The organism is Providencia sp. wls1922 (genome assembly GCF_009706505.1).
In the GTDB taxonomy this organism is placed as follows: Bacteria; Pseudomonadota; Gammaproteobacteria; order Enterobacterales; family Enterobacteriaceae; genus Providencia; species Providencia lanzhouensis.
Genome location: NZ_WLUG01000082.1, coordinates 43927 through 66918, shown reverse-complemented (window position 1 = coordinate 66918; position 22992 = coordinate 43927). Strand labels below are relative to the sequence as shown.

The 22992-nt window shown below is 44.4% G+C and carries 18 protein-coding genes; 13 read left to right on the top strand and 5 right to left on the bottom strand.

What is annotated here, in order from left to right; all coding sequences use genetic code 11:
* Positions 1-143: 143 nt before the first annotated feature.
* Together GKR71_RS08890 and gadC are read left to right on the top strand one after the other, a co-directional pair.
* Entirely contained in the window at positions 144-1544 is a 1401-nt protein-coding gene (locus tag GKR71_RS08890; protein ID WP_036950882.1) for a glutamate decarboxylase, read from the top strand.
* A gap of 77 nt (positions 1545-1621) precedes the next feature.
* Positions 1622-3160 (top strand): glutamate:gamma-aminobutyrate antiporter, encoded by a 1539-nt coding sequence (gene gadC, locus GKR71_RS08885; protein WP_036950880.1) that lies wholly within the window; start codon positions 1622-1624, stop codon positions 3158-3160.
* A gap of 77 nt (positions 3161-3237) precedes the next feature.
* Here gadC and ppc read toward each other — a convergent pair whose 3' ends face one another.
* From ppc to metB, 3 genes are all read right to left on the bottom strand, one after another.
* Positions 3238-5877 (bottom strand): phosphoenolpyruvate carboxylase, encoded by a 2640-nt coding sequence (gene ppc / locus GKR71_RS08880; protein WP_108479184.1) that lies wholly within the window; start codon positions 5875-5877, stop codon positions 3238-3240.
* A gap of 363 nt (positions 5878-6240) precedes the next feature.
* Positions 6241-8682, bottom strand: coding sequence for a bifunctional aspartate kinase/homoserine dehydrogenase II (locus GKR71_RS08870; RefSeq protein ID WP_108479183.1), 2442 nt, complete (start codon positions 8680-8682; stop codon positions 6241-6243).
* Between the two features lie 17 nt (positions 8683-8699).
* Positions 8700-9854 carry a cystathionine gamma-synthase gene (metB, locus tag GKR71_RS08865; protein ID WP_154634178.1) on the bottom strand — a complete coding sequence of 385 codons (1155 nt, stop codon included), beginning with the start codon at positions 9852-9854 and terminating at the stop codon, positions 8700-8702.
* A 326-nt stretch (positions 9855-10180) separates the two neighbouring features.
* Here metB and metJ point away from each other — a divergent pair, with 326 nt between their 5' ends.
* The 3 genes from metJ (at position 10181) to GKR71_RS08850 (ending at position 12614) form a co-directional block, all read left to right on the top strand.
* A complete protein-coding gene (gene metJ / locus GKR71_RS08860) occupies positions 10181-10498 on the top strand; it encodes a met regulon transcriptional regulator MetJ (protein ID WP_036950870.1) in 318 nt (105 codons plus the stop codon).
* 390 nt (positions 10499-10888) lie between these two features.
* On the top strand, positions 10889-11614 hold the full coding sequence (locus tag GKR71_RS08855; protein WP_108479180.1) for an outer membrane protein: 726 nt from the start codon (positions 10889-10891) through the stop codon (positions 11612-11614).
* A gap of 259 nt (positions 11615-11873) precedes the next feature.
* The gene (locus GKR71_RS08850) at positions 11874-12614 is read left to right on the top strand and encodes an outer membrane protein (protein ID WP_036950866.1); all 741 of its coding nucleotides are present in this window, start codon (positions 11874-11876) and stop codon (positions 12612-12614) included.
* Positions 12615-12711: 97 nt separating this feature from the next.
* Here the strand turns inward: GKR71_RS08850 and rpmE are convergent, their stop codons facing one another.
* Positions 12712-12927: a 50S ribosomal protein L31 gene (gene rpmE / locus GKR71_RS08845; protein ID WP_036950864.1), complete on the bottom strand. Its 216-nt coding sequence runs from the start codon at positions 12925-12927 to the stop codon at positions 12712-12714.
* Between the two features lie 225 nt (positions 12928-13152).
* Between rpmE and priA the strand changes: the two genes are divergently transcribed.
* The 7 genes from priA (at position 13153) to rraA (ending at position 21367) form a co-directional block, all read left to right on the top strand.
* Positions 13153-15351, top strand: a complete 2199-nt coding sequence (priA, locus tag GKR71_RS08840) for a primosomal protein N' (RefSeq protein ID WP_154609531.1) — start codon at positions 13153-13155, stop codon at positions 15349-15351.
* A 290-nt stretch (positions 15352-15641) separates the two neighbouring features.
* A complete protein-coding gene (cytR, locus tag GKR71_RS08835) occupies positions 15642-16670 on the top strand; it encodes a DNA-binding transcriptional regulator CytR (protein ID WP_036950860.1) in 1029 nt (342 codons plus the stop codon).
* Between the two features lie 72 nt (positions 16671-16742).
* Positions 16743-17582, top strand: a complete 840-nt coding sequence (gene ftsN / locus GKR71_RS08830; RefSeq protein ID WP_036950859.1) for a cell division protein FtsN — start codon at positions 16743-16745, stop codon at positions 17580-17582.
* A 167-nt stretch (positions 17583-17749) separates the two neighbouring features.
* Positions 17750-18280 carry an ATP-dependent protease subunit HslV gene (hslV, locus tag GKR71_RS08825; protein ID WP_006660514.1) on the top strand — a complete coding sequence of 177 codons (531 nt, stop codon included), beginning with the start codon at positions 17750-17752 and terminating at the stop codon, positions 18278-18280.
* Positions 18281-18291: 11 nt separating this feature from the next.
* Positions 18292-19626, top strand: coding sequence for an HslU--HslV peptidase ATPase subunit (gene hslU / locus GKR71_RS08820; protein WP_108479178.1), 1335 nt, complete (start codon positions 18292-18294; stop codon positions 19624-19626).
* Between the two features lie 185 nt (positions 19627-19811).
* Positions 19812-20729, top strand: a complete 918-nt coding sequence (locus GKR71_RS08815) for a 1,4-dihydroxy-2-naphthoate polyprenyltransferase (protein WP_036950853.1) — start codon at positions 19812-19814, stop codon at positions 20727-20729.
* A 119-nt stretch (positions 20730-20848) separates the two neighbouring features.
* A complete protein-coding gene (rraA, locus tag GKR71_RS08810; RefSeq protein WP_036950850.1) occupies positions 20849-21367 on the top strand; it encodes a ribonuclease E activity regulator RraA in 519 nt (172 codons plus the stop codon).
* A gap of 241 nt (positions 21368-21608) precedes the next feature.
* On the opposite strand, the gene zapB is transcribed toward rraA, so the two are convergent.
* On the bottom strand, positions 21609-21848 hold the full coding sequence (gene zapB, locus GKR71_RS08805) for a cell division protein ZapB (RefSeq protein WP_108479177.1): 240 nt from the start codon (positions 21846-21848) through the stop codon (positions 21609-21611).
* A gap of 305 nt (positions 21849-22153) precedes the next feature.
* On the opposite strand from zapB, the gene GKR71_RS08800 reads away from it, so the two are divergent.
* Positions 22154-22984, top strand: a complete 831-nt coding sequence (locus GKR71_RS08800) for an MIP/aquaporin family protein (protein ID WP_036950846.1) — start codon at positions 22154-22156, stop codon at positions 22982-22984.
* Positions 22985-22992: the final 8 nt, after the last annotated feature.

The following is a 22992-nucleotide window of genomic DNA, read 5'->3' as shown; positions in this document are numbered from 1 at the left end:
AACAAATAATCAAAACAACCGCTATTAAAATAAGACTTTCGTTTAAAGAACTTTATTCTAATTTATTTTTATGCTTATATGAAAATATAAGATTATTGATCATTCCTAGTAATAACATCTCAATTATTGAGGAGATTCGTTGTATGAATAATAAATCAGTATCTTCAAAATATAGTGAATTAGATGATATTTATGCTTCATTTGATTTATCCCAATCCTTACCAAAAACGAAATTCCCAATCAAAGAAAGCGACCCGAGAAATGTATTTAGCGCAGTACGTGATGAGCTAATGCTAGATGGTAATTCCCGACAAAACTTAGCGACATTTTGCCAAACATGGGTCGATGACGAAATTCGCAGTTTGATGGATCTCTCTATCGACAAAAACATGATTGATAAAGACGAATATCCGCAAACCGCTGAAATTGAAAACCGCTGCGTGCATATGCTCGCTGATTTATGGAACTCTCCTGACGCACTCAATACATTAGGCTGCTCAACGATTGGCTCTTCAGAAGCCGCAATGTTAGGGGGGCTGGCGTTAAAATGGCAATGGCGTAAAAAACAAGCTGCCAAAGGAAAACCCACCGATAAACCTAACTTAATCTGTGGTCCTGTCCAAATTTGTTGGCATAAATTTGCCCGTTATTTTGATGTTGAACTGCGTGAAATTCCACTTGAAGGCGACCGCCTGATCATGAGCCCTGAAGAAGTTCTCAAACGCGTTGATGAAAATACTATCGGTGTCGTTCCGACTTTAGGTGTGACGTTCACTTGCCAATATGAGCCAGTGAAAGCAGTTCATGATGCATTAGATAAACTGCAAAAAGAAACTGGCTTAGACATTCCTATTCACGTAGATGGTGCAAGTGGTGGTTTCCTCGCGCCTTTCTGTGCTCCTACCCTGGAATGGGATTTCCGTTTACCTCGCGTTAAATCCATCAACGCATCTGGACACAAATTTGGTTTAGCGCCATTAGGTGCCGGTTGGGTAATTTGGCGTGAAGCGAAAGACCTCCCAGAAGAGCTAATTTTCAATGTGAACTACCTTGGCGGTAACATGCCAACCTTCGCATTAAACTTCTCTCGTCCAGGTGGACAAATCATTGCACAGTATTACAACTTCCTGCGTCTTGGTCGCGAAGGCTACGCTAAAATTCATAATGCTTGCTATGCCACCGCGCAATACCTTGCCCGTGAAATTGAAAAACTGGGTCCATTTGAGATGATCTTTGATGGCGATAGTGCCAAAGGTATCCCAGCGCTGGCATGGAAATTAAAAGACGGAGCGAAAACTAGTAACTACTCTTTATATGATATTGCAGACAAACTACGTAGTCGCGGCTGGCAAGTTCCCGCTTACTCAATGCCTGCAAACCGTGAAGACCTGGTGATCCAACGTATTTTAGTCCGTCATGGTGTCAGCCTAGACCTCGCCTCACTGCTCATCGAAGATTTCAAACGCACCCTCGAATATTTCGAGAAACACCCTGTCAGTACACCACTTTCTGAAGAAGAAAGCGGCGGTTTCAATCACAGCTAATCCTTAGTCGTTTATCCAGTCGGCGTATTCATTTATGCGCCGACTGACTTCGTAAAACATATGACAGGAGAATAGGCATGGCGACGTCAACAACAGCTCCAGCCGCAAAACAACTCACCTTGTTAGGTTTTTTTGCGATCACCGCGTCTATGGTGATGGCGGTCTATGAATATCCGACATTCGCCACATCGGGTTTCAGTTTAGTCTTCTTTTTACTCTTAGGGGGATTGCTATGGTTCATCCCCGTAGCCTTATGTGCTGCCGAAATGGCCACCGTTGAAGGTTGGGAAGAAGGAGGGATTTTCGCGTGGGTTTCTAACACATTGGGAGAGCGTTGGGGATTTGCGGCGATTTCATTTGGTTATCTACAAATTGCGATAGGTTTTATTCCGATGCTGTACTTTGTACTCGGCGCCCTATCCTACATATTAAATTGGCCAGAACTCAATACTGATCCCATCACCAAAACCATCGGCGCTCTGGTGATTTTATGGGTTCTCGCCTTTACCCAATTTGGTGGAACAAAATATACAGCAAGTATCGCAAAAGTCGGTTTCTTTGCTGGGATTTTATTACCGGCTCTCATTCTCGTTGGGCTAGCGATTAGCTACTTGGCAAGCGGTGCGCCTTTAGCTATCGAGATGAGCACAAAAACCTTTATTCCTGACTTCACTCAAATCGGCACATTAGTGGTCTTTGTCGCCTTTATTCTCAGCTACATGGGTGTTGAAGCCTCTGCAACCCACGTCAACGAAATGAAAAACCCTGGTCGAGATTATCCTGCAGCAATGTTTTTACTGATGATTGCGGCGATTTGCTTAAGCTCTATTGGCGGTTTATCGGTTGCTGCCGTGATCCCTAACAGCGAAATCAACCTATCTGCTGGTGTGGTACAAACCTTTGAGGTTCTCGTTACCCACTTTAATTCCACTTTAGAGTGGGCAGTACGGATTATTGCCGCGTTGCTATTACTCGGCGTATTAGCGGAAATTGCCTCTTGGATTGTGGGACCTTCCCGTGGGATGTATGTCGCTGCACAAAAAGGAATTCTGCCGAAAAGCTTTGCCAAAGTGAATAAAAATGGCGTGCCAGTCACGTTAGTGATTTCCCAATTATTGATCACCACGGTGGCGATTATTGTCCTTACTAACACGGGCGGCGGCGGGAATATGTCCTTCCTGATAGCGCTGGCATTAACCGTTGTTATTTATCTGTGTAGCTACTTTATGCTGTTCCTCGGTTATATGCATTTAGTCTGCAAACAATCTGATAAAAAACGGGCATTCAACGTTCCGGGCGGTAAAAGCTTTAAATTGTTAATCGCGTTTGTTGGGTTAGTGATCTCAATTCTGGCATTTGTGGTGTCATTCTTCCCACCAAGTTCATTGCCGGGCGGGGCAGATGATACGACTTACGTGACGCTGCTCGCGGTCAGTTTTGTAATTATCTTCCTGCTGCCTTTTGTGATTTATGCATTCCACAATAAAGTAGGAAAATCCACCAACGTCTCCATGGTGCATATCAAAACTCACAATGCCCCAACGAACCATTTCTTTATTCATCCACGGGCGCGTTCGCCTTATCATTTGATCCATAATGATCAGAACAAAAAATAACGTTCGACCATAAACGAAAAAGGCTGCCAATTGGCAGCCTTTTACTTATCACTAATTATAAATAACGTAATCAATTACTAGCCGGTATTACGCATTCCCGCCGCAACACCTGCAATGGTCACCATCAACGCTTGCTCCACACGCGGGTCTGGATGCTCTTGCTGACGAGAGCGTTGTAATAGCTCAGCCTGCAATACGTTCAGAGGGTCGGTATAGACATTACGCAGGGCGATAGATTCCGCAATCCACGGTAAATCCGCCATCAACGCTTCATCTTTAGAGACCGCTAAAACACTCTTAATATCTTCGGATAACTGGTCACGCAGTTTTTGTCCCAGTGGCCATAAACGTTTCTCAACGAGGCAATGGTCATAATATTCCGCTAACCATAGATCGGCTTTCGCATACACCATTTCCAGCATTGCAATACGGGTTTTGAAGAATGTCCACTCTTGCCACATTTCATCCAGTACCGCTTGCTTGCCTTCTTTTTCGATGACATGTTTCAGCGCCGCACCTGCCCCTAACCATGCGGGTAACATCAAGCGGTTTTGTGTCCACGCGAAAATCCAAGGAATAGCGCGAAGGGTCTCAACACCCCCAGTAGGACGACGTTTTGCAGGGCGAGAACCTAATGGCAATTTGCCCAGCTCTAACTCTGGGGTCGCCGCACGGAAATACGGGACAAAGTCAGGCTGTTCACGCACATAATCGCGATACATCGCGCAAGATACGTCTGACAACGAATTCATTACTGCCTTCCACTCTTCTTTTGGCTCTGGCGGTGGCAATAAGTTGGCTTCGAGGATAGCGCTCGCGTACATGGCTAAACTGCTAATCGTCACTTGCGGGAGACCAAACTTAAAGCGGATCATTTCGCCTTGTTCCGTCACACGCAACCCGCCTTTTAAGCTTCCCGGTGGTTGGGAAAGAAGTGCGGAATGTGCTGGCGCACCGCCACGACCAATGGTGCCGCCACGACCGTGGAACAGTGTCAGTTTCACGCCTTCTTTATCGCACAACTTAATCAGGGCATCTTGTGCACGATACTGCGCCCATGACGCTGCCATCACACCCGCATCTTTTGCAGAGTCGGAGTAACCAATCATTACCATTTGGCGATCATCAATCAGCTCACGATACCATTCAATGCTAAGCAACTTAGTCATCACGCTTTCGGCGTTATTTAAATCTTCCAGAGTTTCGAACAGTGGCGCAACCGGCAATTTAATGGAGGCACCCGCTTCTTTTAGCAGGAGTTTGACGGCTAAAACGTCGGATGGCACTTTCGCCATCGAAATCACGTAAGCGGCGATAGAGTCATTCTTCGCTTTAGCGATAACGCGGCAAGTTTCGAATACTTCTTGCGTTTCTGCTGTCGGTTGCCAATCTTGTGGGATCAGTGGACGACGAGATTGCAACTCAGTCAGTAAGAAATCTTGCTTCTCTTGTTCTGACCAATTGCCATAGTTACCCAGCCCCAAATATTCTGTCAGCTCAGACAGTGCTTCGGTATGACGAGTGCTCTCTTGGCGCACATCGATACGCACCAATTGCAGACCAAAGCTACGAATACGGCGCAACGTATCTAACAGTGAGCCATTAGCAATAATGCTCATATTGCAAGCAACGAGCGATTGATAGCATGTATACAGCGGATCCCAAAGTTGCGCGTTATCCGTCAGTAAATCCGCTGGTGGCAGAACTTGCTCACCTTTCACTCGGCGCTCTAAATAATCCAATGTAGAAAACAGTTGGCTACGCAGATTTTTGGCAATTTGGCGATAAGGCTCATCCACATCATCGCCGCCTGCGAGTGCACGCAGCTCTGGCGTCGCTTCCGTCATAGAAAGCTCTGACACCAAGACTTGAATATCTTTCAAGAATAAATCGGCAGCTTTCCAACGGCTTAATAGCAGAACATGGCGAGTCACTTCCGCGGTCACATTCGGATTACCATCACGGTCGCCGCCCATCCATGACGTAAAGCGGATTGGGTTTGCTTCGACAGGTAATTCAGCCCCAATGGACTCTTCAAGCTGTTCATTGAATTCCCGTAAAAATGCCGGAACCCCTTCCCACAACGAGTTTTCAACAACCGCAAAGCCCCATTTCGCTTCATCGATTGGCGTAGGGCGAATTTTACGAATTTCATCGGTATGCCAAGATTGCGCCACCAGTTGGCGTAAGCGACGCATAATATTGTTGCGTTCGTAATCCGCTAAATCATCATGATCGAGCTGGGATAAACAGGTGTTCACCTCAACCAATTTGTGAATTAAGGTACGTCGGGCGATTTCGGTTGGATGGGCGGTCAGCACCAGCTCAATAGAGAGCTCTTCAACGGCTTTTTGAATATCACCGTGGCTAAAATCGTGCTCTTTTAAACGCCCAAATAATTTCTGTAGGGCAACAGGGTTACTCGCCGCTTCACCGTGGGGAGAAATACTGTGGTATTGCTCTGCCACGTTGGTTAAGTTTAAGAATTGGTTGAATGCCCTCGCAACAGGTAATAGCTCGTCGTTGGTCAGTGTTTGCAAGGTCATTAATAATTTTTGGCGCTGAACTTCATTACCTGCGCGGGAGGATTTGGATAGCTTACGAATAGATTCGACTTTATCGAGGATATCTTCACCAAGAGCGTCTTTGATGGTATCACCGAGTAGCTTACCCAACATACTGACATTACTGCGCATTGCGGAATATTGCTGATTCATGGGACTCCTGATCTTGTGCTGTTGGCAGGATGCCACCCCGCTTCTCATGAACGGTTAACAAACTGCGCTGGATTTCCTGTAATAAAATTTCAGTCGGCTAGAATTATGTTTTGTGATGCAGACCGCGAATTTCACCCTGTACCCTATATTCATATCAGAAAAAAAGCGCTTTGGGTGATTTTTCTGAAATTTAATTACAGCACCATTTTTATTAATTTTTCTTATTTAAGTATTGCGTCAGCGCAATCTATCGTCGATTCAGCACTTTTAAGTCATGAATCTTATTTAAGAATAAAATAGGAATTGGAAAATTTGGGAAATGAAGAGAACGCACGCGTTTATCTAACCCGTGCGTTACTGATTTTATAAAAGCTGAGAAAGTCGATTCAGGTCAGATTGGATAGCACCGGCGGTCACATCGCGACCCGCACCTGGTCCACGGATCACCAATGGGTTATCACGGTACCAACGGCTTTCAATGGCAAAAACGTTATCCCCCGGCAATAAAGAGGCTAACGGGTGCTCAGGTTTAACCGCCTCGACACCCACTTTTGCTTTACCTTTCACTGCATCAAACCGCGCCACGTAACGTAGCACTAACCCCAGCTCCTTCGCGGCTTCTAAGCGCTGCTGCATCTGCTCGTTAATCACGGCGCTATTTTCAAAGAATTCATCCAGTGAGCCTGTTTCCGCTTGCGCTGGAACTAACGATTCCACGCGCACATCATCCGGTTCGATATCATAGCCCGCTTCTCGCGCCAGAATAATGAGCTTGCGCATCACATCTTGCCCAGATAAATCGATGCGCGGATCCGGTTCCGTTAATCCTTGCTGCCAAGCTTGCTCGACAAGCTCACTGAAAGGCACTGAGCCATCAAACTGCAAGAATAGCCACGATAATGTGCCAGAGAAGATCCCGCTGATCGCCAGAATCGCGTCACCGCTTTCTTTGAGATCGCGCACTGCGTAGTTGATCGGCAACCCAGCGCCAACGGTCGCATTATAGAGCCAATGACGCCCCGTTTTGGCGAATGCATCACGAATTTCACGATACTGCTGAGTAGGCGCTGCCCCTGCGAGTTTGTTTGCACTGATAACATGGAAACCGTAACTCGCAAAGTCCACATAACTATTAGCAAGCTCGCCACTGGCTGTGACATCCAACACAATCAGGTCATCATAAGGGTGCGCTCGCATCCATAAAAACAGATTGTCGTCCTGATGCTCGACCGCTTCATCATCAAAGAAAGCTAATGCACGGCTTGGGTCAATACCTTGGTAATTCAATAAACTGCGGCGACTATCCACGACACCCGCCAAAACAAAGTCAAAGTCACTGCGAGCAGAAATATTTTGCTGCTCAACCGAAAACAGCTCTAACCAACGGGCGCCAATATTCCCTTTACCAAATAATACTAAGCCGATGCGCTTTTCGGCGCGGAATAAGCTTTGGTGCATACCTTGAATGATATGCTCAGTTTGATTAGTACGCAGTACCGCGACTAAGCTAATGCCATCTTCTGAGTGCCAGATAAACTCAACCGGCTGCCCTTTAAGCTCTTCATAAAAACGGTGGCTATGCAGCGGTTTTTTACACACACCAGCGCCAACCAGAGCCACCAGTGAAAAACCTTCACGTAATGAAAGAGACCCAGGCAATGCCGCTTCTTCCAATACATTCAACGCGCTTTCCACCACTTCCGAGGTGTAGCACAGTTGCAAGATAGCGCGGTCATGGTGAACGCCTCGCGCCAATGGGCGAAGTTGTACGCGTTTTAATAATAAATCCACATCCTTGCAGATTTGGTTGAAGTCGCGCCCTGCAGCAATTCGCAGCTCAATTAAGCACACATCGTTGTGGCTGGTGACAATTTTTGCCCCCGTCCCCGAGGCTAATACACGCTCAATTTTGGTGGAGCCTTGCTCCGGCTGGTAGCTACAGCGCAGCTGCAAATCAATATTGCTGACGGAAACAGGCTGCAAAGTACGCGTATGTAAGACAGGCGCAGCAAGGCGAGCCAATTCACTCGCTTCATCTAAACGCAATAACGGCAATAGACATGCATCTTTCACCTTGCGAGGATCCGCACTGTATACCCCTGCCACATCACTCCAAATAGTGACTTTGCCGACATCCGCTAATGCCCCTACTTGGGTAGCCGAATAGTCACTGCCATTACGTCCTAACAGGACGGTTTCACCTTTTTGATTACGGGAGATAAACCCTGTGACCACAAGACGGCGCTGAGGATGTTGCACCAGTAATTGCTGTAGGAGATGGCGGGATTGAACCTCATCCACCTGTGGCTGCGCTGCTCTTTCTGCACGTAAAAATGTACGTGCATCTAGCCAAGCGCTTGCCATATCAAACTGTTCAAGCACGGCAGACATTAAACGTGCAGACCAAATTTCACCATGCCCCACAACTTCTGCGTAGGCAGCATCATTGATAGGTTTATCCAGTAGCCCACTGAGTCGTTCTAAATCCGCAACAAATAGCTGATTGAGCTCATTAGCCTTCTCTTCAGGCAGTAAACCACTGATCAAATCTTGCTGGTAGCGGCGTAGCGCTTGCTGCACTTGATGGGCAGAAATACGGTCACTCTGGCTTAATTTAAGCCAACTTATCAGCTGGTTTGTGGTACTCCCTGCCGCAGAAACAACCATTAAATCGCCGGGTTGGCTGTAGTTCGCCATAATGGTGGCGACACGCTGATAACATTTCACATCAGCTAAGCTACTTCCCCCAAACTTGTGTAACTGTCGGTGACAAGGGATCACCTCAAATGCTGTTATTGCACTCATCAAAAACTCCGCTAACGTTATGACGCAACCTTAAATGCGTGGCTTAAATCTGCGATAAGATCCTGACTATCTTCAAGACCGACTGAAATGCGCAATAAACTATCAGTAATACCTGCTGCGGCTCGCGCTTCAGGAGACATGCCAGCATGGGTCATGGTCGCCGTATGGGAAATCAAAGTTTCTACACCACCGAGAGATTCCGCTAATGTAAACAAGCTCAGCGCCTGTAAAAACTGACGAAGTTGCGCTTCATCGCCTGCAAATTCAAAACTTAACATTGCGCCAAAGCCAGATTGTTGCGCGGCGGCAGTGTGATGTCCCGGATGATCACTCAAGGCAGGATAATATATTTTCTTCACCAGCGGCTCAGTTTTAAGATATTTTACGATTTCACCCGCATTATGCTGCTGCTGTTTTATGCGAGGCAACAATGTTCTCATACCTCTGAGTAGCAGATAACTGTCAAATGCACCGCCAGTGACACCGATATTATTCGCCCACCATGCTAATTCTAGAGCCCATTTCTCTTCTTTTGCAATCACCGCACCCGCAATAATATCTGAATGACCATTGAGATATTTTGTACAAGAATGTACAACAAAATCAGCACCTAACGCTAATGGTTGCTGTAATGCAGGGCTTAAAAATGTGTTATCCACCACCACCAAAGCCCCTGCTTGATGTGCAAGCGTCGAAATATGTTGGATATCGTAAATTCTCAGTAACGGGTTACTTGGGGTTTCAATGAGTACCAGTTTGGGTTTTCTCGCTAATGCCGCTTGCAACGCAGATTCGTCACTTTGATCAACAAATTCAACCTGATAAGCCCCTTTTTGGCTCAAGCTATTAAATAAACGGTAGCTGCCGCCATAGCAATCGTGCGGAGCAACGAGCAAATCACCCGGCTGTAATAATACCGTGCATAATAGATGGAGAGCCGACATCCCGCTGTTAGTCATCACGGCACCACTTCCCCCTTCTAGCTGTGCCAGTGTTCGCTGCACAATATCTCGCCCAGGATTACCACGACGGGAGTAATCATGGGTTCTTGGCTCATTGAAATCTGTAAAATTATAGGTGCTAGATAAATAGATGGGAGGAACAACGCAACCAAATTGCGAGTCTTCATTGAGTCCATTATGTATCGCGATAGTGGATGCTTTGTATGTCATGAGTGTCTCTCCAAGTATGGGATAGCTCAAATCATACTCAAAGCAAATTTAGCCGTCAACATGTCTGGACGTCTAAACCTCTTTACGTTTATAACAACTAATGGAATAATCAGCCATAATAATTATGTGCCAATGGATAGTTAGACCACCTTACCGGCATATAAAAAGACTTAATTTATTGATTTTAATACGCATTAAATAATAACTTAAGCCCTTTATTCTTAACCCGTATGCTGAGTGTATCTTGAAAAAAATTCATCTTCAGGATCAGGAAACTGACACTCGTATATTACTTTTATTATCAATGAATATATCCAAGGTATCTCATGGCTGAATGGAACGGTGAATATGTCAGTCCGTATGCTGAACATGGCAAAAAAAGCGAGCAAGTCAAAAAAATTACAGTATCGATTCCTTTAAAAGTACTGAAAATTTTAACTGATGAACGTACTCGTCGTCAGATCAATAACTTGCGCCACGCGACTAACAGTGAATTACTGTGCGAAGCCTTTTTGCATGCGTTTACTGGTCAACCGCTGCCGGATGATGATGATTTGCGTAAAGAACGCAATGATGAGATCCCTGAAGCAGCAAAAGAGATCATGCGTGAACTGGGTATTGACCCAGAAACTTGGGAATATTAATCCCTCCGCGTCTTTCTTTAACGCTCGACTTACTGATGTGGGTCGAGTGTGACTTATCTTATCAACCTATTTCACCTCAATAACACTCTTACCCTCTGCTCCACCCATCATTTATTTTCATTATCTTCATACTGTTAAGCAATTTCATTTGTTGCCGATAACCAATGTACGCGTTTCACCATGGATTAATCTCAAGCACAAGCCATCCGTCAGATAAAGCGCGATTTTTCTTTCCTCTAAAGACTATTTTTACAGCTAAATGCTTAATTATATTAAAAAACAATAAAGCCTGCTGTATATCAAGTTTTATGGGGATCCTGCATAGATAAATTTAATAGTTATCTATACTCATATTGCGTGATTCGAATACATAGCTAAATGGAATTTATAATGAAAAAAATTATTGCCGTATCTCTACTCAGTTTGGTGTCTAGTGCTGCCTTTGCAGGGGCAGAAAGCCTGTATGTCTCAGGTAAAATCGGGGCTTCAATTGTCCAAGTTTCAAATCAAAAATGGCTCACTAGCGATAACGAATTTGAAAAAACCAATCTCGGAAATACCAATGATTCTGTTTTCGGCGGCAACATTGCCGTCGGTTACGATTTTTCAAAAACCACCACGTTACCTCTGCGTACCGAACTTGAATTTGGGATGAGGGAAAAAGCCTCCACAAGCCATAACTTGGCGTCCTACAACGACCACGTCGATTTAAGTAGCTCGGATGATGTCAAAACCGATATCACCTTAAATACGGTAATGCTCAATACCTATTATGATTTCAAAAATGACACCAAATTTACCCCTTACGTGAACGTCGGGTTAGGTATGGCAAGCATTAACCACAAAATGCGCTACGACTACAATGAACATATTGTTAGCATGAACCAATTCACTCATGAAAAATTCACCAAATCTAAAACCACCACTAATTTTGCGTGGAGCGTCGGCTTAGGTTCGCAATACAGAGTGAATAATCACGTTTCATTAGATATGGGATACCGCTTCTTAGATGCAGGAAAATCTGAAGCGAGTTACTACGCAGATAGCCAAGAAAACACTTCTAAAGTCAAAGTGAGAAGCCATGACATTATGTTTGGTATAACTTACCGTTTCTAAGGATTTTCAGTTGGCACCTTAATACATATTCTTGAGGTGCCAACCTACTTCTTTCAGCCATTGAATCTAAATATTACAATTATGATGAGAATTTATTTCTTATAATCTATATTATACAGAATTTAATTCTGATGAATATTCATTTTATTCTCTCTTTTTAGCGCAATCCCTCGAAGTTTCTTACACTGACTATAACCCCGCCTTCATCACTTATACTCCAGTAAGGTTTCCATCCGAAATCATTCACTGGTGCTTAATTATGAAAAATTTACTTTTGGCTTCAAGTTGCTTGTTGTTTGCTAATTTAGCAATAGCATCCAGTAATAACGGCGTATATATATCCAGTAAAATTGGTGTATCAGTTTTGAATATGTATGATTCAAAGCTCAAATCCGCAAGTCTCAGCGATCCCAATTTTAGTACCATCAATTTTAGTGATAAAAGTCATTCTGCTTTTGGTAATTACCTTGCTATTGGCTATAACTTTTACGATCAATTTTCACTGCCTATTCGTAGTGAATTAGAGCTTGGTATGAGAGGGAAAATTCAAAATAATTATAATGTTGCTAAGGTTTCTACTCCATCTGGCATAGATGCATCTACAGATATGAAAAATGAAGCAACTCTCACAACAGTGATGCTAAATGGATACTACGATATGAAAAACCAGACTCAGTTTACACCTTATATTTCTTTTGGATTAGGTCTGGCAAGTACTCGATATGATAGAGAACTACAAACATTTCTCCAAACGCCTAGTAGTAAATCTACAGACCTGAATTCAGCATCGGAAAGAATTAATAAATTAGCATGGAGTATAGGCTTCGGTAGTCAATATGCATGGAGCGACAATTTATTATTTGATATGAGTTATCGTTTCTTAGATGCAGGGAAGTATCAGATCACAACTAAAGATGCATTTGATCCTGGTGATACCCACAAATCCCAATTCAATCTCGCCAGCCATGACTTTATGTTTGGAGTCGCCTACCGTTTTTAACAGCTCAATTGACGAATTTTAGGCAATAAAAAACCTGTTCAATTGAACAGGTTTTCTTACTGAATACGTTAAATCAACTTCAACGTGACAGGTTTTATTACTTTTTAGCACCTGGGATGCTGAAACGCTGGTTGAAGCGATCAACACGACCACCGGTAGCAACATCACGTTGTTTACCAGTATAGAACGGGTGGCAGTTACCACAAACGTCCAGGTTCAGAGAGTGACCAGCTGTTGAGTTGATTTTCATTACGTTGCCGCAAGAACAAGTTGCAGTAACTTCTTCGTATTTAGGGTGAATACCTTTTTTCATGGGAGAACCTCTAATAAGGCCGTGTCGCCATTCCAGCCCTAACGCCGGACACCACACGTCGTGTTGATTAAATTTAGTTTATTGGCAAAACAAAATTAATTGATACCAAAGGCGGCGGATCATACAGAAAATCTGTTTATCACGCAATGAAAATAGCATGATTTTTGTGGTACTCTAACAGAATACCCTCATATTTTTGTACAAAAAACAGACGGAAATCCAGCTATGATCGTCGTTCAGGTGGCGTTACCTGTTCCTTTAAATCGCACATTTGATTATCTCTTGGGTGCAAATATGCCAGTCCCCGTCATCGGTGGGCGAGTTATGGTGCCTTTTGGCAAACGCCAAGCCCTTGGTGTGGTTGTCAATCTGAGCGATAAAAGCGAATTTCCCGAAGACCAACTCAAAGCCGTGGAGCTGGTATTAGATTCAAAAACCCTGTTCCCCGACGATCTCTGGCAGCTGCTGCTATGGTCATCTCAATATTATCATTACCCAATTGGCGAAGTATTATTTCACGCGATGCCGACCCTATTACGCCAAGGGAAACCCGCTGAATTTACGCCGATCTGGCAATGGCAAGTGACTGAAGAAGGCCAAGCGGTGGATCTGAATGAGCTAAAACGATCCCCAAAACAGCAGCAAGCATTAGCGCTCTTACGCCGCCGTCCGGTTTATCGCCATCAAGTTAGTGAGCTTGAAATCAGTGAAAGCGCCCTGCAAGCATTAAAGAAAAAACAGTATGCCGAGTTGCACCCTGTTCAACCAGTTGCGGAAAAATGGCAATCACAGTTTGCCGTGAGTGGAGAACGTTTACGACTCAATAGCGAACAAGCTACTGCTGTAGGCGCAATTCGCGCAGAAGATGATAATTTTTCGCCGTGGTTACTGGCGGGGATCACCGGATCGGGAAAAACCGAAGTCTACCTGAGTGTGTTAGAAAATATTCTGGCTCAAGGTAAACAAGCCTTGGTATTAGTCCCCGAAATTGGCTTAACACCACAAACTATTAATCGCTTCCGTGAACGCTTTAACGTTCCTGTGGATGTGCTGCATTCTGCGCTCAATGACAGTGAACGCTTAGCGGTTTGGTTACGGGCAAAGCAAGGTTCTAACGGCATTATCATCGGGACTCGCTCTGCCTTGTTCACGCCATTTGCTCGTCTTGGCATTATTATTATCGATGAAGAGCATGACAGTTCGTATAAACAGCAAGATGGCTGGCGCTACCATGCCCGTGATTTGGCGGTTTTCCGTGCAAAAAAAGAAAATATCCCAATTATCATGGGAACTGCGACGCCATCACTCGAAACACTGAGCAATGTTCAACAGAATAAATATCGTCAATTAAATCTCACTATCCGTGCAGGAAACGCCCGCCCCGCTGAGCAGCATTTGATTGATTTAAAAGGGCAGCCACTTAAATTTGGACTATCCCATTTACTGATCCAACATATTAAAAATCACCTCGCACAAAATAATCAGGTAATTTTATTTTTAAATCGTCGAGGTTATTCACCTGCGCTTATCTGCCATGAATGTGGTTGGATAGCGGAATGCCAGCGTTGCGATCATTACTATACTTTGCACCAAAATTTTCATCAGTTACGCTGCCACCACTGTGATAGCCAACGCCCTGTCCCACGCCAATGCCCGCAATGTGGGTCGACGCATTTAGTGCCTGTCGGGATGGGAACCGAGCAACTGGAAGAAGGGATTTCCGAGCTATTTCCAGATGTACCTGTGACTCGTATCGACCGAGATACCACCAGCCGTAAAGGCGAACTAGAGCAACACTTGAACGCTGTCCATGAAGGCGGCGCGCGAATTTTGATTGGCACACAAATGCTGGCGAAAGGACACCACTTCCCTGATGTGACGCTCGTGGCATTGCTGGATGTTGATGGCGCCTTATTTTCTAGCGATTTTAGAGCCGCCGAACGTTTCGCACAATTATATGTTCAGGTATCCGGACGAGCAGGACGAGCAGGTAAGCAGGGGGAAGTGTTCTTACAGACTCACCACCCTGAGCACCCGCTTTTGCTCACCTTACTAGAAAGTGGCTATAACGCCTTTTCCGCAGAAGCCCTTGAAGAGCGCCGAGTGGCAATGCTCCCTCCGTTCACTAGCCATATTTTGATCCGCTCTGAAGATCATAATAATCAGGATTCACGGCAATTTTTACAGAATGTTCGCCAATATATTAGCCAACACCCACAAAGTGACTCACGCTTATGGATTTTAGGTCCTGCACCGTCTATTCAAGCCAAACGAGGCGGACGTTTTCGCTGGCAGCTTTTATTGCAACATCCATCACGCGCCTATCTGCAACAGTTTATGGCGCAATTATTACCTGAGTTACTAAAACAACCGGAAAGCCGCAAGGTAAAATGGAATGTTGATGTGGACCCTACGGATGGTTAACAGCACTAATTTACCTGAAAAATAGGTACTGTAACTAACTGACAACAATAACTAAACCGTCATTTTTTGCCATAAATACATGGATGAAGAATTTGGATTAAGTGGATATCACTATAACTATTTTCAAAATTTGCGAGGCAGCTCTAAAAAATGATGCAAGTCACACTTTTTATGCAAACTAGGTAACAGATATTATTGTGAAACTCTTTAGAATGTCTTTTAATTAACAAAATGACGTGTTCGCGCCATTCAAAAAAAAGCAATCGATTAAATAGACAAAGGAAGGCGTTGTGGAAAGTAAAAAGCACAATAATACGGCGACCATGAAAGATGTCGCGAACGCAGCTGGCGTATCAACAGCCACCGTTTCTCGGACATTGATGAACCCTGAAAAAGTCTCCCTGCAAACACGCCAAAAAGTTGAGCAAGCCGTCTTAGATGTTGGCTATTATCCTCATAACCTTGCCCGCAGCTATAAACGCAATGAATCCAAAACTATTCTCGCGATCGTCCCAGACATTAGCGATCCATTCTTCAGCGATGTGATCTGCGGTATTGAAGAAGTGGCTGCTCACGAAGGTTACTTTGTGCTGATTGGTGACTGTAAACATCAACAGAAACAAGAAAATGCCTTTATCAACCTGATCATTACCAAACAGATTGATGGCATGGTTCTGTTGGGCTCTAACTTACCGTTTGATGTCTCAACCGAGGAACAAAAAAATCTACCGCCAATTGTGATGGCTAACGAATTCGCGCCAGAGTTAAAACTCCCAACGGTGCATATTGATAACCTCACCGCGGCCTTCAATGCTACCCATTACCTGCTAAAACAAGGTCATAAACGTATTGCTTGTATCGCAGGACCTGAAGAGATGCCACATAGCCAATACCGCTTAGAAGGGTATAAAAAAGCCATGTTACGCACCGGAGAAGGGCTAAGAGAGAGCTATATTGTACGTGGAGATTTCTCTCATGAAAGCGGCGCTGAAGCATTAAAAACATTACTTTCTTTACCAGAGCCACCGACTGCCGTTTTCTGCCATACTGATATCATGGCATTCGGTGCCATGTGGCAAGCGAAGAAAATGGGTCTGAACATTCCCGACGATATCTCTTTTGTCGGCTTTGATAACCTTGAGCAAGCCAAATATACATTACCCGCACTGACGACCATCAATCACCCTCGCAGGGAAATTGGTCGCCATGCGATGCTATTATTACTAGAACAGCTACACGGAAATAGTGTCACCGCAGGTTCTCGTCTCCTAGATTCTGATTTAATCGTTAGAGAGAGTACAAAAGCGCCTAAATGCTAGGCAAAATCGTTAAGGTTAAGTAACATATGACCTAAATAACGATTAACAACTGACAACTAGTGAATTAATAGCGTGGCACAAAAAGATTATGTAGCTCGAGGACGGTCGTCCGCTCGTAAAAAAAGCAAAGGCAAATCGAAGAAGGCCCAAGGGCTACCGCTAACCACATTAATTGTGGCGGTCGCTATTGTGGTGTTATTCGTTGGTGGGCTATTTTTTATTACTCATAATAAAAAAGAAGCGCCTCAAACTGCACTCCCCACTCAAGCTGCAAAACCGGGTAGCACGCTGCCACCTAAACCTGAAGAACCTTGGCGCTATAAAAGGGAGCTGGAAGAGCCTTGGCAAGATTACACTTCGCCATCGCAACCTAGCACAAATAGCGGCAATATTCGTCAGTCTGATCTCACTACCGAACAGCGCCAGTTGTTAGAACAAATGGATTCTGATCGTCGTCAACCTGTGACCAACCTGCAAGAAGTGCCATTTAATGGTAAGCCGGTACCGCGCTCACAAGTGGTGATCAATGAACCAGCTAAGCCCGTTGAAACTCCGACTCAACGCAAACCGTCGATTATTGAGCAAAAACCGGAAACACGTCCAGTTGCGCCAGTTCAGCAAGCTCAGCCTGTCACAAAACCGGAAGTGAAATCTGAACCTAAACCTGAGACAGCTCCTGTGAATAAAATGCAGAATATGCTCGTGCAATGCGGTTCATTTAAAACAGCAGAACAGGCTGAGTCAGTACGTGCCACTCTCGCATTTGCAGGTATCGAAAGTCGCGTCACCGCAGGTGGTGGCTGGCATCGCATCGTATTAGGCCCATATTCTAAGTCCACCGCTGAAAACATGCGTGACCGTGCAGCAGGCGTTGGTGTGAGTGGTTGTATTCTTCGTGCTTCTGGGGGTTGAAAAATCCCCGCCGCCCCCCCATCTACTGTTTTAACGTACTCGTAAGCAGTTATTTTTGAGATCAATCTCTTTCAAGTGATAGTGAATAGACCACTATCACTTGAAATTTATCTATCAAAAAATGAAATCAACTGCATTCTTTTTGTAATACAACCAGGGGCTAACTCATGACAACAATCGTAAGTGTTCGCCGTAATGGCCAAGTTGTAATCGGTGGTGATGGACAGGCGACGATGGGTAATACCGTCATGAAAGGCAATGTCCGCAAAGTACGCCGTTTATATAACGACAAAGTCATTGCAGGATTTGCCGGTGGCACCGCAGACGCATTCACACTCTTTGAACTGTTCGAGCGCAAACTTGAACTCCATCAAGGACACCTCACTAAAGCGGCGGTGGAATTAGCCAAAGATTGGCGTACCGACCGCATGCTGCGCAAATTAGAAGCACTGCTTGCCGTCGCTGATGAACACACTTCATTAATTATTACGGGTAATGGCGACGTCGTTCAGCCTGAAAATGACCTGATTGCGATTGGCTCTGGTGGTCCATATGCCCAATCAGCAGCACGCGCCCTTCTCGAAAATACAGACTTAAGCGCTCGCGAAATCGCGGAAAAAGCCCTCGCGATAGCGGGAGATATCTGTATTTACACCAACCATAATGTCAACTTTGAAGAAATTTCTTCAAAATCATAAGGATTGCTAGCATGTCCGAAATGACTCCACGCGAAATTGTCAGCGAACTCGACAACCATATTATTGGTCAACATAAAGCTAAACGTTCTGTTGCTATCGCCCTGCGTAACCGCTGGCGCCGTATGCAGTTAAATGAGCATTTACGCCATGAAGTGACTCCCAAAAACATTCTGATGATTGGTCCTACCGGGGTAGGTAAAACCGAAATCGCACGCCGTTTAGCCAAACTGGCAAATGCGCCATTCATCAAAGTTGAAGCCACTAAGTTCACGGAAGTGGGCTATGTAGGTAAAGAAGTTGACTCTATCATCCGCGATCTTACCGATTCTGCGGTAAAAATGGTGCGTTTACAATCTATCGAGAAAAACCGTTATCGTGCCGAAGAAATGGCGGAAGAACGCATTCTTGATGTGTTGATCCCACCAGCAAAAAATAACTGGGGACAAGCAGAACCTGTTGATGAGCAATCACCAGCACGCCAAGCATTCCGTAAGAAATTACGTGAAGGTCAGTTAGACGATAAAGAAATTGAAATTGAAGTTTCCGCAGCACCAATGGGCGTTGAAATCATGGCTCCTCCAGGTATGGAAGAGATGACCAACCAGCTACAATCTATGTTCCAAAACTTAGCAGGTCAAAAACAGAAGCCTCGTAAGATGAAAATCAAAGAAGCTTTTAAACTGTTGGTGGAAGAAGAAGCGGCAAAACTGGTTAATCCTGAAGAGCTGAAAGAACAAGCCATTGAAGCGGTTGAACAAAACGGTATCGTGTTTATTGATGAGTTCGATAAAATCTGTAAACGTGGTGGTCAAAGTTCAGGTCCAGATGTGTCCCGTGAAGGGGTTCAGCGTGACCTATTACCATTAATCGAAGGCTGCACCATCTCAACCAAACACGGTATGGTGAAAACTGACCACATCCTGTTTATCGCATCTGGGGCATTCCAAGTCTCTAGCCCATCTGATTTGATTCCGGAACTGCAAGGTCGTCTGCCAATTCGTGTTGAACTTCAGGCGCTGACCACTGAAGATTTCGAGCGCATCTTAACTGAGCCTAATGCTTCTTTGACTGAACAGTACAAAGCGTTGATGGCAACAGAAGGTGTTAGCGTTGAATTCACCGCAGATGGTATTCGCAAAATTGCAGAATCTGCATGGCAAGTGAATGAATCAACCGAGAATATCGGTGCGCGTCGTTTACATACTGTGCTAGAACGTCTGATGGAAGATATCTCTTTCGACGCCAGCGAGCGCGACGGACAAAGCATTACAATTGATGCTGAGTATGTCCGCCAACACTTAGACGAACTGGTAGCAGACGAAGACCTGAGTAGATTTATTTTATAATCTTATTAATTATCAGGTTTTCATGTATCCTTAATGGATGTTAGCTAAAGTGCAGCAATCTTGCTGCACTTTTGACATATAAAATCCAACTTAATAAGAACATTTACTCCCAATAATTCAAACGGTCACTCAGCAGCAAAGCCACGTTACCCATTGAAATATCACGAGTACGGTGAATAAATTACATGAACTCATCTTCAATCAGCCGCAAACAAGCTTGGCTAGAAAGTTTACGACCAAAAACCCTACCATTAGGGGTGATTGCCATCGTCACTGGATCCGCATTGACCTATTTCACGGGTAACTTTAAGTGGCCTGTCGCTCTGCTTTCTATTATCACAGCGGGCTTATTACAAATTTTATCTAACCTCGCCAATGACTATGGCGATGCGATTAAAGGCTCAGACACCGCTGAACGCATCGGACCTCTGCGTGGAATGCAAAAAGGCGTCATCACCAAAGAAGATATGAAAAAAGCGCTGAAGCTGAATATCTTCGCGGCTTGCCTTTCCGGTCTATTGTTGATTATTGTCGCGTGCGAAAAACCAGAAGATGCCATCGGATTCCTTGGCTTAGGGTTAGTGGCTATCGTGGCTGCCATTACGTATACCGTCGGTAAAAAACCTTATGGCTACCTTGGTCTTGGGGATATTTCCGTTCTCATTTTCTTTGGTTGGTTAAGTGTGATTGGTACTTTTTACCTACAAGCGAATAGCTTTAATATCATCACTATCCTACCAGCAACAGCTTGCGGTTTACTGTCTGTAGCTGTTTTAAATATCAATAATATGCGTGATATTGAAAACGACATTAAAGCGGGTAAAAACACGTTGGCAGTGCGTTTAGGTCCACAAGGCGCGCGCATGTACCACGCCATTATCATCATCGTTTCCATCTTATGTTTGGTATTTTTCAATTTACTCTATTTAACAGGTTGGGCGGGCTGGTTATTCTTATTGGCGGTGCCAATGCTGATGAATCATGTACGCAAAGTGCTTTCTGATCCTACCCCAGAAGGGATGCGCCCAATGCTAGAAAATATGGTGAAAATCGCTTTAGTCACCAACGTTTTATTCTCCCTTGGGGTTATCCTGAGTAAATAGTCTCAATTATTTGCTGTTTTTTTGACTTTTCCCGCTTATTTTCTGGCGGGAATTTTGCCAATCAGTGACTAAAAGGGATATACTGACCTTCCTCTTGCAGCAAAAAAGACCTAAATCCTATGAAATATGATACTTCCGAACTCTGCGACATCTACCAAGAAAGCGTTAATGTAGTAGAACCTTTATTCTCCAACTTTGGTGGACGTACTTCATTTGGCGGTCAAATCATTACAGTAAAATGCTTTGAAGATAATGGCATTCTGTATGATTTGCTGGAAGAAGACGGCCATGGGCGCATCTTGCTGGTGGATGGCGGTGGTTCAGTGCGTAAAGCACTGATTGACGCTGAGCTCGCGCGATTAGCGGTAGACAATGGCTGGGAAGGTATTGTGGTTTACGGTGCCGTCCGTCAAGTGGATGCATTAATGGAGTTAGATCTCGGCATCCAAGCAGTTGCTGCAATCCCTGCGGGTTGCCCTGACGAAGGTATCGGCGAAAGCGATATCCGCGTTAATTTTGGCGGCGTGACATTCTTCTCCGGCGATTATCTGTATGCCGATAACACGGGCATGATTTTATCCGAAGAACCACTGACCCAAGCAGCCAACGACGATTTCGACGAAACCATCGACGAATAGCCCCACCAAACTCCACAAAAAAGGCAGATATCACTATCTGCCTTTTTCTTTTCTGTTTTCTGTTTTCTGTTTTCCGTTTTTCACTTCTTTCAGAAAACACTTCTACATACCCCTACATTCCCAAAATAATTCGAGTCACAGGTAGGCGGCAAGTGGAGGATATCCCGATGAGCATACATAAGTATGTGATTCGGGTATCCAAACGAAGCCAACACCCCTGTGGCTTGAAGTATGAAGGGAATTAAACTTCTTCCATCTTGCCGAGAAGTGTACGCAAACGTTCCTGCCAAGTCGCCTGCTCTTGCTTCAGCTGTTCATTTTCACGAACCAGTGATTCAGTACCTGATTTGTTGGCTTGTAACTCTTGGCTTAATGCACTGTTTTGTTCTTTCAGTTCATCAATTTCCATTTGCATTAATGCAATGGTGTCGATGGCTTGTTGAACTTTGGATTCTAGTTTCTCAAATACTTCAAATGACATGTTCGGATCTCCCTTTATAAGCGCTTTCCCTCGATTGTAAGTAGCATGATCCTCTGTGTCCAGTGACTTACACTTGATTACAAACATTATTCTTTTAATTGTCTCGCCCGTGACTATTCAAATGTTTGAATTCGACCTTAAAAATGATTGTTTGTTTTCGTTTTTTGGTGATTTGACACACAGTTTTCACAAATCGCAATATTCGATTATCTTTTTTCTCGCTAAATTAACAGAATAAATTTTCGCAGAGAAAATTATACTCGTGCAAAACACCTCTCTTAACAACTATTGCAGGATGAACATTTATGAGCAAAATGACACCTTCAACACTGACAGGTCAGTGTATATCGGAGTTTCTTGGAACTGCTCTGTTGGTTTTTTTTGGTTTAGGATGTGTCGCGGCTGTACGTATTGCAGGTGCTCAGTTAGGTCTTTGGGAAATTAGTGTGATTTGGGGCTTCGGCGTCGCACTGGCTGTTTACCTAACTGCGGGCATCTCTGGCGCTCACTTAAACCCTGCCGTCACATTAGCATTATGGTTATTCGCGTGTTTCGATAAGCGAAAAGTCGTTCCTTACATTATCGCTCAAATGCTCGGGGGCTTTTGTGCTGCTGCCCTAGTTTACTCAATGTATTCCCCTGTTTTTTTCGATTACGAACAAGTTCACCATATTGTTCGTGGCACACAAGAAAGTTTGTTTACAGCGGGTGTCTTCTCAACTTACCCTGCGCCACAAATCAGCGTGTTCCATGCGTTCTTTATTGAAGTGGTGATTGCCGCCATTTTAGTCTGCTTAATTTTAGGTTTAACTGATGATGGCAATGGCGTTCCTAAAGGTCCATTAGCACCATTATTAATTGGTATCTTAATTGCGGTTATCGGTGGCTCTTTTGGTCCATTGACTGGATTCGCCTTAAACCCAGCGCGTGACTTTGGTCCGAAAGTCGTGGCTTATTTAGCTGGATGGGGTGATATTGCCCTGACCGGCGGACGTGATATTCCTTATTTCCTTGTCCCATTGACTGCGCCGATTGTTGGTGGTCTGCTAGGGGCATTCGGTTATCGTAAACTCATTGGTCGCCATCTGCCTTGTATGACTTGCGAGTCTGATGAAGAAGAGAAAAAATCCTCTTAATACCGTTT